At 59.9% G+C, this 13,781-nt stretch carries 14 protein-coding genes; 8 read left to right on the forward strand and 6 right to left on the reverse strand.

Annotated features, from left to right (window positions below; genetic code table 11):
* Nucleotides 1–119 precede the first annotated feature (119 nt).
* On the forward strand, nt 120–542 hold the full coding sequence (locus ACK5NW_RS02370; protein WP_416924667.1) for a hypothetical protein: 423 nt from the start codon (nt 120–122) through the stop codon (nt 540–542).
* Nucleotides 543–685: 143 nt separating this feature from the next.
* Here the strand turns inward: ACK5NW_RS02370 and xth are convergent, their stop codons facing one another.
* Nucleotides 686–1,465, reverse strand: a complete 780-nt coding sequence (gene xth / locus ACK5NW_RS02375) for an exodeoxyribonuclease III (protein ID WP_416924669.1) — start codon at nt 1,463–1,465, stop codon at nt 686–688.
* Between the two features lie 93 nt (nt 1,466–1,558).
* A complete protein-coding gene (locus ACK5NW_RS02380) occupies nt 1,559–2,305 on the reverse strand; it encodes a 16S rRNA pseudouridine(516) synthase (RefSeq protein ID WP_416924671.1) in 747 nt (248 codons plus the stop codon).
* A 261-nt stretch (nt 2,306–2,566) separates the two neighbouring features.
* Between ACK5NW_RS02380 and ACK5NW_RS02385 the strand changes: the two genes are divergently transcribed.
* Nucleotides 2,567–3,250 carry a DUF2726 domain-containing protein gene (locus ACK5NW_RS02385; protein ID WP_416924733.1) on the forward strand — a complete coding sequence of 228 codons (684 nt, stop codon included), beginning with the start codon at nt 2,567–2,569 and terminating at the stop codon, nt 3,248–3,250.
* Between the two features lie 143 nt (nt 3,251–3,393).
* Here ACK5NW_RS02385 and acnB read toward each other — a convergent pair whose 3' ends face one another.
* The 4 genes from acnB to ACK5NW_RS02405 all read right to left on the reverse strand — a co-directional run bounded on the left by acnB (nt 3,394) and on the right by ACK5NW_RS02405 (nt 8,904).
* Complete coding sequence (acnB, locus tag ACK5NW_RS02390; protein ID WP_416924673.1) at nt 3,394–5,988, reverse strand: bifunctional aconitate hydratase 2/2-methylisocitrate dehydratase; 2,595 nt, start codon at nt 5,986–5,988, stop codon at nt 3,394–3,396.
* A 111-nt stretch (nt 5,989–6,099) separates the two neighbouring features.
* Nucleotides 6,100–6,711, reverse strand: a complete 612-nt coding sequence (locus ACK5NW_RS02395; RefSeq protein WP_416924675.1) for a hypothetical protein — start codon at nt 6,709–6,711, stop codon at nt 6,100–6,102.
* A gap of 86 nt (nt 6,712–6,797) precedes the next feature.
* Entirely contained in the window at nt 6,798–7,772 is a 975-nt protein-coding gene (locus tag ACK5NW_RS02400) for an HpcH/HpaI aldolase/citrate lyase family protein (protein ID WP_416924677.1), read from the reverse strand.
* Nucleotides 7,773–7,917: 145 nt separating this feature from the next.
* A complete protein-coding gene (locus ACK5NW_RS02405) occupies nt 7,918–8,904 on the reverse strand; it encodes a malate dehydrogenase (RefSeq protein WP_416924679.1) in 987 nt (328 codons plus the stop codon).
* A gap of 216 nt (nt 8,905–9,120) precedes the next feature.
* On the opposite strand from ACK5NW_RS02405, the gene ACK5NW_RS02410 reads away from it, so the two are divergent.
* From ACK5NW_RS02410 to ACK5NW_RS02435, 6 genes are all read left to right on the forward strand, one after another.
* Complete coding sequence (locus ACK5NW_RS02410; RefSeq protein ID WP_416924681.1) at nt 9,121–9,930, forward strand: GntR family transcriptional regulator; 810 nt, start codon at nt 9,121–9,123, stop codon at nt 9,928–9,930.
* 144 nt (nt 9,931–10,074) lie between these two features.
* Nucleotides 10,075–10,506 carry a succinate dehydrogenase, cytochrome b556 subunit gene (gene sdhC, locus ACK5NW_RS02415; protein WP_416924683.1) on the forward strand — a complete coding sequence of 144 codons (432 nt, stop codon included), beginning with the start codon at nt 10,075–10,077 and terminating at the stop codon, nt 10,504–10,506.
* Nucleotides 10,507–10,530: 24 nt separating this feature from the next.
* Nucleotides 10,531–10,896, forward strand: a complete 366-nt coding sequence (gene sdhD, locus ACK5NW_RS02420; protein WP_416924685.1) for a succinate dehydrogenase, hydrophobic membrane anchor protein — start codon at nt 10,531–10,533, stop codon at nt 10,894–10,896.
* Between the two features lie 46 nt (nt 10,897–10,942).
* The gene (gene sdhA / locus ACK5NW_RS02425; RefSeq protein ID WP_416924687.1) at nt 10,943–12,748 is read left to right on the forward strand and encodes a succinate dehydrogenase flavoprotein subunit; all 1,806 of its coding nucleotides are present in this window, start codon (nt 10,943–10,945) and stop codon (nt 12,746–12,748) included.
* Between the two features lie 29 nt (nt 12,749–12,777).
* Nucleotides 12,778–13,482: a succinate dehydrogenase iron-sulfur subunit gene (locus ACK5NW_RS02430; protein WP_416924689.1), complete on the forward strand. Its 705-nt coding sequence runs from the start codon at nt 12,778–12,780 to the stop codon at nt 13,480–13,482.
* Entirely contained in the window at nt 13,482–13,760 is a 279-nt protein-coding gene (locus tag ACK5NW_RS02435) for a succinate dehydrogenase assembly factor 2 (RefSeq protein WP_416924691.1), read from the forward strand. Before ACK5NW_RS02430 ends, ACK5NW_RS02435 begins: the two co-directional genes overlap by 1 nt.
* The last annotated feature ends 21 nt before the right edge of the window (nt 13,761–13,781 follow it).

Genomic DNA, 13,781 nt, shown 5'->3' on the forward strand with positions numbered 1-13,781 from the left:
CGCTGCGGTATTTGCAAGGGCTTACACCTTGACGCACGCGTGTCATGCGCGCATGCCAGACTGCGCACGTGGCTGGCCGATGCATGAATGGCAGGCCAGTTTTGAAGGAATTTCGTCACATGCATGCCCTCCCTAAATCCTTACAGCGTCAGCGCCCTGCCTCTTCTACCGCCAAGCTGGTTGCCGGGCTGATTGCCCGCCTGTGCCGCACGGCCTCAGAAGTGGTGCGTGCCAAAGCCATTGCGTCTTTGCTGCAGCCCCTCAGCCCTCTGGCTCTGCTGACGGTGGCCGATGGGGCTTTTGCTTGCGCCCTGCACGAAGGTGGGGTGCACGCAGGACAGATCGGCCATGTGGCCAGCGCTCAAGTGTCAGCACTGGCCGAATTTGCGTGGCAGGTGGAGCCTGCAGTATTCATCCAGGTGGCCGAGTTGCTGACGCCATCAGCCACCGCCAGTACGGCATTTGCCGCAGCCGCATTGGCCTTGCTGATGCGCCAGCTGCAAGCGGTAGCAGCCACAGAGCACGCTAACCTGGTGTCCTGAATTGCAAGTTCGTTGAACAAATCTACCGAGAATCGGGCACCGTGCGGCGTTGCAAAGCCTCGCGATACCGCCCGGTATCGCTACGTTTTGCGCCTTGCCTGGTGCCGATTTCGGCAGATTTTTCATTTCAACGAACTTACAACTCAGGACACTAGCGTAAGTGTCACGGGCGCATGGTCGCTCGGCTTGGGCCACTTGCGCGGTGTTCGATCCACAACGCAAGCACGCACCTGCCCCATCAATGGCGCGCTGACCAGGATGTGATCAATGCGCAGGCCGCGGTTTTTTTGGTAGCCGAGCATTCGGTAATCCCACCACGAAAAGCTTTTCTCGGGCTGCTCGAACAGCCGGAAAGCATCGGTTAGACCCAAGCCGAGCAGTTTTTGAAAATGTGCACGTTCTTCCACCGTGTGGTGAATGGTGTCTTTCAGGCCCATCGGGTCAAAGCTGTCGCGATCTTCTGGTGCGATGTTGAAGTCACCCAATAGCACCAAGCGCGGGTGCGCCGCCAGTTCTTCGTGCAGCCAGTCGCGCAGGCCGCGCAACCAGCTCATCTTGTATTCAAACTTGTCGGTGCCCGGTGCCTGGCCGTTGACAAAATAGCCATTGACCACGCGTACCGGCCCACCCGGTGCGTCCAACGTAGCGGTGATCACGCGCGCATTTTCATCCGTAAATCCAGGGATGTTCCGCACTACGTCAGTGGTTGCCGTGCGTGTGATCAAGGCCACACCGTTATAGGTTTTTTGGCCAAAAGTCACCGCCTGGTAGCCCGCTTCAGCCAAGGCGTTGTGCGGAAACTTGTCGTCGGTGAGCTTGAGTTCTTGCACCGCCAGCACATCCACCGGATTGGCCGCCAGCCAGTCCAGAACGTGCTGCAAGCGAGCGTTGAGAGAATTGACGTTCCAGGTGGTGATGTTCATGGTGATGCGTTTTTTCGACGGAAAGAAAGGTGCTTTTTTTGTTGACTGCCAAGGTATCACAAGGGTATGGATGGTCGATGTTTATAGTCGCCGTCACCGATGTGCCCTGCCCACTTCGTGCAACGCCAGCACCTCAGCCGCAGTAAGCCAGCGCCACTGGCCTGTCGCCAGGTCCGGCCCCAGCACCAGCGGCCCCACCTGCGAGCGATGCAGCGCATTCACCCGATTGCCCACCGCCGCCACCATACGCTTGACTTGGTGGTATTTGCCTTCGGTCAACGTCAGTTGCAGATGGCGCGAGGTCACGACCTGCGCTGCGGCGGCGCGCACGGGCCTGGCGTCGTCGTCCAGCACTACGCCATCCAGCAAGCGCTGTATCTGGCTGACCGCAAGTGGGTGTCGCACCGTCACTTCATACACCTTGGGCACATGGTAGCGTGGCGAATTCATGCGGTGAATGAATGCACCATCGTCCGAGAGCAGCAGCAGGCCCGTGGTGTCCTGATCCAGCCGCCCCACGGCCTGCACACCGGGCGATTTGACGCCACCAGGGCGCTGACGCAATGGCCCAGGCAGCAAGCTATAAACGCTGGGCCATGCCCCTGGCCGCTGCGAACACTCGTAGCCCGCTGGTTTGTTCACCAGCACATAAGCCCGTTCATGAAACTGCCACGATTGACGCTGTACGCTGAAAGTGGTCTGACCTGAAACGGCCAGCACCTCAGCCGCCGGATCAAGGCACACCGCATCCTCAACCGACACCAACCCGGCAACGATCAACCCCGCGCAGTGACGGCGCGTACCGAAGCCTTGAGAGTAAATGAGTTGATCCAGCCGCATGCCCTAAGCGACCTCGTTAACCATGATCGGCACTAATGCACAAGTCTTCATTTTCCGTTGTCGCACTTGTGCATATGTGATGGTGCGCGGCATCGCACAGATGCTTAATTTCGTTACCATGTTCATCGCATAAACACAGAGGGAGTTGATGTCTTGAATGCCTCTTTGGGCACAGCCAGTATTGTCGCTTGGCTATTGGCCATCTTGGGCTTGCTGGTCGGAATAACAGGCGTGACGCTGTATGCGGCACAACGCAAACGCATGGCTTCCAATCTCAAGAATCGGTTGCGGCATCCGCCTGCCCAATGGCCATTGAACCCGAGACCTTTAGCCAATAGAGCCGAGCGTCAAGTCTGGGCATGGCTGCGGCAAGTGTTCCCCGAGCATCAAATCATGATCAAGCTACCGGTGACGCGCTTTACCATGCCGCGCGAGCAAGGAGTTGCCAGTGAATGGTTTGAGGTGTTGAGCAGCGCGTACTGCACCTATACAGTTTCCAATACCAAAGGCCGTGTCATGGGCTGCCTTGACTTGGTGGGGCCGCATGGCTTGTCACGCGATAACCAGCACCTCAAGCAAACCTTGCTGGCGCAGTGCGGCATCGGTTATTTGGTGCTGACGGCGGACGCCCTGCCATCGGCAGAACAGCTGCGGGCTGATTTCCTGGGTGTGGAGTTCGCCGATACGGCTGCGACTGCCACCGAACCAGCTCGTCTGGAGGAAGTGCGTAGACAACTGCACGAAGTGCTGGACCGCAATCGCAGTTTCCGGCACCAGCGCCTGTCCGGCGCTGGCACAGGCGCTGGTGACCTGCCTGGCGACTACCCCACCCCCTGGCCTCAGCCAGATTCGTTCCTCACACCGCTCGACAGCCGACGTGCCCCGCTGGAAGAACACCCACCGCAGCCCCAAGTCGCTCATCTGGCCGCCACGCGACACCGATAGGGAGGCAGGGAGCAGGTCAGCCCAATTCTGCATCACAGCCCATTCCATAAAAAAACCTCACTCCGCTGTTTTGCGGCAGTGAGGTTTTTTATCAGCCGCCAGCACCATGCATCTGCATCGGCGCTGGCGCAGCGGATCAAGACTCAGACGTTCACCGTCTTGGCCGTTTCAGCATATTCTTCAATCTGATCGAAGTTCATGTAGCGGTAAACGCTGTCTTTGTCGGCGTCAATGATGCCCATGGCCTGCTGGTACTCGGCCAGCGTAGGAATCTTGCCCAGCTTGGAGGCAATGGCCGACAACTCCGCGCTGCCCAAAAATACCTGCGTATTCTTGCCCAAGCGGTTGGGGAAGTTACGGGTGCTGGTGCTGATCACCGTGGCACCCTCGCGCACCTGCGCCTGGTTGCCCATGCACAGCGAGCAGCCGGGCATTTCGGTGCGAGCACCGGCGGTGCCAAAGGCGGCGTAATGGCCTTCCTTGATCAGCTCGCTCTCGTCCATCTTGGTCGGTGGTGCGACCCACAACTTGACCGGAATGTCACGCTGGCCGCCCAGCAGCTTGGCCGCGGCGCGAAAGTGGCCGATATTGGTCATGCACGAGCCGATGAAGGCTTCGTCAATCTTGGTGCCCGCCACATCGGACAGGGTTTTGGCGTCGTCCGGGTCGTTGGGGCAGCAGACGATGGGTTCCTTGATGTCAGCCAGATCGATCTCGATCACGGCGGCATATTCGGCGTCTTTGTCGGCCTCCAGCAGCTCGGGCTTGGCCAGCCACTGCTCCACTTTCTCGATGCGGCGCGCCAGAGTTTTGGCATCGGCGTAGCCGTCGGCAATCATGTTCTTCATCAGAACGATGTTGGAATTCAGGTACTCGATGATCGGCTCTTTGTTCAGCTTGATCGTGCAGCCTGCAGCAGAGCGTTCGGCTGATGCGTCGGACAGCTCGAACGCCTGCTCCACTTTCAGATCCGGCAAACCTTCGATTTCCAGCACGCGGCCAGAGAAAATGTTCTTCTTGCCCGCTTTGGCCACGGTGAGCAGCCCTTGCTTGATGGCGTACAACGGAATAGCGTGCACCAGATCGCGCAGCGTCACGCCGGGCTGCATCTGGCCTTTGAAGCGCACCAGCACGCTTTCGGGCATGTCCAGCGGCATCACGCCGGTGGCAGCGGCAAAGGCCACCAGGCCAGAGCCTGCCGGGAAGCTGATGCCGATGGGAAAGCGCGTGTGGCTATCACCGCCAGTGCCCACCGTGTCGGGCAGCAGCAAACGGTTGAGCCAGGAGTGAATCACCCCGTCGCCAGGGCGCAGCGCCACGCCGCCGCGCGTGCTGATGAAGGCGGGCAGCTCTCGGTGCGTTTTCACATCCACCGGTTTGGGGTAGGCGGCGGTGTGGCAAAAGCTTTGCATCACCAAATCGGACGAAAAGCCCAGGCAGGCCAAGTCTTTCAGCTCGTCGCGCGTCATGGGGCCGGTGGTGTCCTGGCTGCCCACGGTGGTCATCTTCGGCTCGCAATAGGTGCCGGGGCGAATGCCCTGCCCTTCGGGCAAACCGCAGGCGCGGCCCACCATTTTTTGTGCCAGCGTGAAACCGGCCTTGGATTCGGCAGGTGCCTGCGGCAGGCGGAACTCGGTCGAAGCGGGCAGGCCCAACGCTTCACGCGCGCGTGCTGTCAGGCCACGGCCAATGATGAGGTTGATACGCCCGCCCGCTTGCACTTCGTCCAGCAGCACTTGGCTCTTGAGTGCAAAGTCGGCCATTTTTTTGCCGTCTTTTTCAATCTTGCCGTCATAGGGGTAAATGTCGATCACGTCCCCCATCTCGAACTGGCTGACGTCAACCTCGATCGGCAGCGAGCCAGAGTCTTCCTGCGTGTTGAAGAAGATCGGCGCAATCTTGCCGCCCAGGGTGACGCCGCCAAAGCGCTTGTTGGGCACGAAGGGAATGTCAAACCCCGTGGCCCAAATGACGCTGTTGGTGGCCGACTTGCGGCTGGAGCCAGTGCCCACCACGTCGCCCACGTAGGCCACCAGATGGCCTTTTTTCTTCAGGTCTTCGATGAACTGCATCGGGCCGCGCACGCCGTCTTGCTCGGGTTTGAAAGCAGCGCCCTCGCGCGTGTTTTTCAACATCGCCAGGTAGTGCATGGGGATGTCGGGACGTGTGGTGGCATCCGGCGCGGGCGACAAATCGTCGGTGTTGGTCTCGCCCGGCACCTTGAAAACGGTGACGGTGATCTTGTCGGCCACCTTGGGGCGGCTGGTAAACCACTCGGCGTCGGCCCAGCTTTGCACCACCTCTTTGGCCTTGGCGTTGCCCGCCTTGGCTTTGACAGCCACGTCGTTGAAGTAATCGAACATCAACAGGGTTTTCTTCAGGCCCTCAGCGGCAATGCTGGCCACCTCGGCATCGTCCAGCAGTTCGATCAGAGGGTGCACGTTGTAGCCACCCACCATGGTGCCCAGCAGCTCAGTCGCCTTGGCCTTGTTGATCAGGCTCACTTTTTCATCGCCATGCGCCACTGCCGCCAGAAAGCTGGCCTTGACCTTGGCCGCATCGTCCACGCCAGGGGGTACGCGGTGGGTCAGCAGATCAAGCAAAAATGCCGTGTCTTCGCCTGCGGGAGGGTTTTTGATGAGTTCGATCAGATTAGCCGTCTGCTGCGCAGACAGCGCCAGTGGCGGGATGCCCAAAGCGGCGCGTTCAGCGGCATGGTCTCGGTAGGCTTTCAACATGGGGCGGTTCTCCTGTGGGCTAAGAGGGCTGGTGGTGCTGACCAATCAGTACGCCACCATTTTTTATAAACAGAAATCAGGTGTTAGCGCTTATCGCGCGGCGGAAACAGCTCACTTTTGAGGAGCGCTTTCCAGCACGCTGGGTGGTGGGTTGTCTTTCATTTGGGCGGCAAACAGCTTTTGCTCAGGCGCGGCGCATTCGTCGGCGATGCGGCGGCCTTGCGTCTGGCTCATCAGCATGGATTTGTTGCCCAGTTGCAGCCACAACGCCCCGGCGCGGTTGTCTTCCAGGCGCACGGCACCGGTGCGACTTTCCACCGGGTGCATGAAGTAGCGCTGCTTGCCTGCGGTGACTAAAAAGAAGCCGGGGTTTTTCTCATCCGCCGTGATGGTGACGTTGGCCCCCAGCTCGCACGGAATGCTGCCGGTGTGGATGCGCTTGGCGATTTCCAGCTCGGCATCGGTCAGGCGCGAGGTCAATGTCTCTACCGGCGTCTCAGACTCAACCGCTGCCGCCGTTTTGGCAGGGACCTTGCGCTTGGCGGTGGATTTTTTGCTGCTGGTTTTTTTCTTGGTGCTGGTTTTCTTTTTGGCCGTGGTTTTGGTTGTCGTTTTGGCTGCTGTTTTAGTGGCAGGCTTTTTGGCCGAAGTGGAGGACTGCGCCTGCGCAACCCCCAAGGGCAAAGCCAGCGCCACGATGGCGGCGATCAAAGCGTTTTTCATCTCAAAAGTCCTTCCTGAAGTACAACGTGGGTAATGGGTTTGTGATCTCAAGCAGTTGAAGGCGAGCCGATTTAAAGCGAGCCGATTTAAAACCAGCCCTGCGCTTGGGCAGGCAGACGCACCCCGGTGGCGTGCGCGCGCTCCAGCACTTGCCAGAAGTGCCGATAACTGGCCCGGTCATGCAAAGCACCGCCGTGGCTGATGGGTGCCCAGTCGGCGGCGGCAGCGGCCAGCAAAATGGTGACCGCCGTGTCCACCTGCCGCTCGTCGGGCGACATGGCTTCGATGATGGGGCGAATCTGGCTGGGGTGGATGCTCCACATGCGGGTGTAGCCAAATTCGCGCGCGGCGCGGCGAGCGGCCATGCGCATGGCGTCGGCATTATTGAATTCAGTCACCACGCAGTGCGAAGGCACTTTGCCAAAAGCGTGTGCGGCAGAAGCAATATCGAGTTTGGCACGCAGTACCAGCGGATGCGTGAATTGCCCTTCAATGCCCATGCCGTCGGCTGGAATGGCTCCGCCATGGGCAGACACAAAATCCATCAGGCCAAAGCTCAGCGACTGCACGCGCGGGTGGGCGGCAATGTCGAACGCACGGTGTACGGCAGCGGGCGATTCAATCAAAACTTGTAGCGGCAGATCTTTGCCACCGCTGCGCAAAATGGCGTTTTCAGCCAGTATTACATCGTCCACCGATTCCACTTTGGGAATCATGACGTAGCGCAGACGATGACTTGCTTTACCGACGATTTGCGCCATGTCGGCCTCGAACGCCGGATGATCGACCGGGTGCACGCGCACGCCCACTCGGGCATCAGGCGCTGCGGCCAGCGCCAGGTCAGTCACCAGTTGTGCATGCTCGGCCTCTGCGCCCACAGGTGCGCCGTCTTCGCAATCGAGCGTGACGTCGAACACGCAAGTGCCAAACTCCTCGGTCATCTCGGCCTGTAGTTGCAGGCTCTTGCGCATGCGCGCCTCCACCCCGCTGTAGTGGTCGCACACCGGCAGCAGGCCCGTTGCAGCCTGCGCGCCAAGAAGAACGTCACGGGGATGGGTCATGTCAAAAAAGGCTGTATGCATAAAGCCGCTTACCTCGGCTGGCTGCCATACAGCCCATGCCAGCGAACGCCGTGGAGCGGGCTTGGCCCGGCCACTGGCGTTGTCCCCCTCCGGGGGGAAGGCGCAAAGCGACTCAGGGGGAGCGTCAGAGCAAATGCTTGACGCCGTCCTTCTCGCCTTCCAGCTCAGCCAGGGTCTTGTCGATGCATTTTTGGCTGAAGGCGTCGATCGGCAAGCCTTCAACCACTTTGTATTCACCGTTTTCGCAGGTGACTGGAAAGCCGAACATCACCTCTTTGGGAATGCCGTACCAGCCTTGCGATGGAATACCCATGGTCACCCACTCGCCGCCCGTGCCCAAGGCCCAGTCGCGCATGTGGTCGATAGCGGCGTTGGCCGCCGAGGCGGCAGAAGACAAGCCGCGCGCTTCGATGATGGCCGCGCCACGCTTGCCCACGGTGGGCAAGAAGGTGTTTTCGTTCCAGTCCTGATCGTTGATCATGTCCTGCACGCTTTGGCCGTCGATGGTGGCAAAGCGGTAATCAGCGTACATGGTGGGCGAGTGGTTGCCCCAGACGGTCAATTTTTTGATGTCTTTGACGGCCTTACCGGTCTTGGCCGCAATCTGGCTGGCGGCGCGGTTGTGGTCCAGGCGCAGCATGGCGGTGAAGTTCTTGGCTGGCAGGCTGGAGGCCGACTTCATGGCAATGTAGGCATTGGTGTTGGCCGGGTTGCCCACCACCAGCACCTTGACGTTGCGGCTGGCCACTTTGTCCAGCGCCTTGCCCTGGGCGGTGAAGATTTGCGCGTTGGCCGCCAGCAGATCGGCGCGCTCCATGCCGGGGCCGCGCGGGCGGGCACCCACCAGCAGCGCGTAATCGGTGTCCTTGAAGGCGGTCATGGGGTCGGCATGGGCCTCCATGCCGACCAGCAGCGGAAACGCGCAGTCTTGCAACTCCATCATCACGCCTTGGAGCGCCTTTTGCGCTTTCTCGTCCGGGATTTCCAGCAATTGCAGAATGACCGGCTGGTCTTTGCCCAGCATCTCGCCCGAGGCGATACGGAACAACAGGGCATAGCCGATCTGGCCTGCGGCACCGGTAACTGCGACGCGAACGGGCTTTTTGCTCATGGTGAATTAACTCCAGCTTGTGATGGTGAAAAAGTGAATGGCTGCCGATGCGCCAGCACTTGCCGTACGCGTCACCAACAACCTGCGAAACGGCTTCAGAGTGTATCCGCGAAAACCCGCAGGGTCAATTTGTCTTGTGTCTTATATAAGATATGATTGAGCCAGATTTGGCACCCCATTGGCTTCCCGGCCATCCGTTTGCTTTCCCGCTTCACCATGGTTACCGCCGCACGTTCTTCCGCCGTTACCAGCGCCCTGTCGGCGGCTGACGCTGCACCCGCCTTGTCGACCGCCGGGTCAACCCCTGCATTCAGTCCGCTGTACCAGCAAATCAAAGGTTTGATTTTGCAAAGCCTGGAGTTGGGCGAGTGGAAGCCGGGCGAAGTCATTCCCAGCGAATTTGATTTGGCGGCGCGCTTCAAGGTCAGCCAGGGCACCGTGCGCAAGGCCATTGATGAGCTGGCCGCCGACAACTTGCTGGTGCGCCGCCAGGGGCGCGGCACTTTTGTCGCCACCCATGCAGAGCAGCACGTGCAATACCGCTTTTTGCGCCTGCAACCTGATCAAGGTAACGCCAACCAGGAAGGCCCCGCGCAGCGCGATGTGGTGGAGTGCAAGCGCCAGCGCGCCAATGCCGACATTGCCCGCGCCCTTGGCTTGCGCCCCGGCGATGCGGTGCTGCAAGCCCGCCGCCTGCTGCGCTTTGCCGGTGTGCCCACTATTTTGGAAGACCTTTGGCTGCCCGCTGGGCCGTTCAAAGGCTTGACGGCAGAGCGATTGGCCGACCACCACGGCCCGATGTATGCCTTGTTTGAAGCCGAATTTGGCGTGCGCATGGTGCGCGCCGATGAGAAGTTACGTGCCGTCCTGCCCGATGCGGCTCAGGCCCGTTTGCTGAATGTATCCACCAGCACCCCGCTGCTCAGCGTAGAACGCATGGCTTACACCTACAACGACACGCCAATGGAGCTGCGCCGCGGCCTGTACCGCACCGACACGCACCACTATCACAACCAGCTCAGTTAGGACGTCATGCACAGTCGGCGCATACCCACGCAGGCATCGCAGTCGCAATGGTGCTGTCAGCTTGTTGCGTTGCAATAGAATTTACGCCCTGCCGTTGGCATTTTTTGTTACAACATCAATACCCTTTCCCACGAAGGTCACCCTATGAGTGAAGCCACCAAACCCAGGCCAGAGTTTCGCAACATCAACGCGCTGCGCGACCTTCCCAGCTACCGATGGCCGCTGGCGGCCTTGGTGTCGGGTGCGCACCGCTTCAGCGGCGTGCTGATGTTCGTATTGCTGCCCTTCGTTATCTGGCTGTTCGACAAATCAGTGTCGTCTGAAATTTCATTTGGCCAATTCACCGCCGCGTTCAGCGCAGGTCTGTGGGGACTACCCGGCGCGATCATCAAACTGTTGGTGTTGGCGCTAATTTGGGCTTACCTGCACCATTTGATTGCGGGCGTGCGCCATTTGTACATGGACGCCACCCACTCAGTGACCAAGGAATTCGGCAGGTCATCTGCCATCGTGACGCTGGCGCTGAGCCTGGGTCTGACGGTGGTGCTGGGTGCCAAGCTGTTTGGCCTGTATTGATCTAGAGGAAGAAGGAGCAAATCCATGACTGTCAACTACGGCTCCAAGCGCACCGTTGTCGGTGCCCATTACGGCACCGCCGACTGGCTGGCGCAGCGCTTTACCGCCGCGCTGATGGTGATTTTCACGCTGGCGCTGCTGGCGCAGGTGGTCCTGACCAAGGGCCCCGTCGGTTACGACCTTTGGGCCGGCATCTTCTCCTCGCAATGGATGAAGGTGCTGACCTTCGCGGTCGTGGTAGCGCTGATCTGGCACGTGTGGGTCGGCATGCGCAACGTCTGGATGGACTACGTCAAACCAGTCGGCACGCGCCTTGCGTTGCAGGCACTGACGCTTGCTTGGCTGATCGGCTGCGCAGGCTGGGCCTTGCAGGTGCTGTGGCGTCTTTAAAGCCAAGCCTTTTCCATCAAGACACAAGAACTACTGAACCACGATCATGAGTTACACCAAAGATAAAGTCGTCACGCGCAAGTTCGATGTCGTGATTGTTGGCGCAGGCGGCTCCGGCATGCGCGCCTCGCTGCAACTGGCGCGCGCAGGGCTGAATGTGGCCGTGCTGTCCAAGGTTTTTCCCACCCGCTCACACACCGTGGCCGCACAAGGCGGGGTGGGCGCTTCGCTGGGCAACATGAGCGAAGACAACTGGCACTATCACTTTTACGACACCATCAAGGGATCCGATTGGCTGGGCGACCAAGATGCCATCGAATTCATGTGCCAGCAAGCGCCCAAGGTGGTGTACGACCTGGAACACATGGGCATGCCGTTCGACCGCAATGCCGATGGCACCATTTACCAGCGCCCCTTTGGCGGACACACCGCCAATTACGGCGAAAAACCGGTGCAACGCGCCTGCGCCGCAGCCGACCGCACGGGCCACGCCATGCTGCACACGTTGTACCAGCAGAACGTGGCGGCGCGCACCACCTTCTTCGTCGAATGGATGGCGCTGGATCTGGTGCGCGATGCCGAAGGCGACGTGGTGGGCGTGACCGCCATCGAAATGGAAACCGGCGACTTCTACGTGCTGCACGCTAAAACGGTGTTGCTGGCCACCGGTGGCGCTGGGCGCATCTTTGCCGCCAGCACCAACGCTTTCATCAACACCGGCGATGGTCTGGGCATGGCGGCGCGCGCAGGCATTCCGCTGCAAGACATGGAGTTCTGGCAATTCCATCCCACGGGCGTGGCCGGTGCGGGCGTGCTGCTGACCGAAGGCTGCCGTGGCGAAGGGGCTATCTTGCGCAACTCGGACGGCGAGCGCTTCATGGAACGCTATGCGCCCACGCTGAAAGATTTGGCACCGCGCGACTTCGTTTCACGCTCAATGGATCAGGAGATCAAGGAAGGCAGAGGCTGTGGCCCCAACAAGGACTACATCATGCTCGACATGACCCACCTGGGCGCAGACACCATCCACAAGCGCCTGCCTTCAGTAGAAGAAATCGGCCACAACTTCGCCAACGTGGACATCACCAAAGAACCGATTCCCGTGGTGCCCACCATTCACTACCAGATGGGCGGCATTCCCACCAATATCCACGGCCAGGTCAGCGTGCCGCGCAATGGCGAATTCAACACCCCCATTCAGGGCCTGTACGCCGTGGGCGAATGCTCATGCGTCAGCGTGCATGGGGCTAACCGCCTGGGCACCAACTCGCTGCTCGATTTGCTGGTATTCGGCAAATCGGCGGGCGACCACATCGTGGCGCACCACACCCAAGGCGCTTTCAAACCGCTGCCTGCCGATGCCGCTGACCGCTCGCTGGAACGACTGAACCGGCTTGAAGCTGCCACCGACGGCGAGTACCCCCAGAGCATTGCCAATGACATCCGCAGCACCATGCAGTCGCATGCGGGCGTGTTCCGTACGCAAGCCACCATGGACGAAGGCGTGCAAAAAGTGGCCGAGCTGCGCGAGCGCGTCAAAGGCCTGGGCCTGCAAGACCACTCGCGCGTGTTCAACATGGCGCGCCAGGAAGCGCTGGAGGTCGAAAACCTGATTGAAGTGGCCCAAGCCACTATGGTGTCGGCAGCCGCCCGCAAAGAATGCCGTGGTGCCCACACCGTGCTGGACTACGAACGCCCGGCCGACGATCCTGCCGCTCCGCTGGGTCGTGACGACGTCAACTGGATGAAGCACACCCTGTGGTCATCTGACAGCAACAGCCTGGACTACAAACCAGTGCGCATCAAACCGCTCACGGTAGAAACCATTCCTCCCAAAGTCCGCACGTTCTGACCCTCGCCTCAGACCCCAAGGAAACCACGATGCAAAAACGCACCTTCAGTATCTACCGCTACGACCCGGACAAGGATGCCAAACCGTATATGCAAACGGTGGACATTGAACTGGAAGGCAACGAGCGCATGCTGCTTGACGCACTCATCAAACTCAAGGCCAAGGACCCATCGCTGTCGTTTCGCCGTTCGTGCCGCGAAGGCGTGTGCGGTTCTGACGCCATGAACATCAATGGCAAAAACGGTTTGGCCTGCCTGACCAACCTGCGCACGCTCAAAGACCCCATCGTACTCAAGCCCCTGCCCGGCTTGCCGGTAATCCGCGACCTGATCGTGGACATGACGCAGTTCTTCAACCAGTACGATTCGATCAAACCGTACTTGATCAACCACACGCCGCCACCTGAAAAAGAGCGCCTGCAATCGCCTGAACAACGCGAAGAACTGAACGGCCTGTACGAATGCATTCTGTGCGCGAGCTGTTCCACCAGTTGCCCCAGCTTCTGGTGGAACCCCGACAAATTTGTCGGCCCGGCCGGTCTGCTGCAAGCCTATCGCTTTTTGGCCGACAGCCGCGACCAGGCCACCGGTGAGCGCCTGGATAATCTGGAAGACCCTTACCGCCTGTTCCGCTGCCACACCATCATGAACTGCGTGGACGTGTGTCCCAAGGGACTGAACCCCACCAAAGCCATCGGCAAAATCAAAGAGTTGATGGTGCGGCGTACGGTTTGATGGACACACAGCCGATCGATGCGCACGCCCTAGGCAAGCTGAAATGGCGCTGCCGCCGGGGCATGCTTGAAAACGATCTGCTGATCGAGCGCTTTTTTCAGCGTCATGAAACGCAGTTGACTGCCCGCCATGCCGCTGCGCTGACACAATTGATGAACCTGTCTGACAACGACCTGCTGGATTTGTTGTTAAGACGCAAAGACCCCGACGATGAATTGAATTCGCCCGATGTGCGGGAAGTGCTCCACATGCTGCGGCCATCGGCCCGCAGCCCTTGAAAGAACCAGACAGCACGCCGC

This window comes from Ottowia sp., assembly GCF_047975795.1.
In the GTDB taxonomy this organism is placed as follows: Bacteria; Pseudomonadota; Gammaproteobacteria; order Burkholderiales; family Burkholderiaceae_C; genus Ottowia.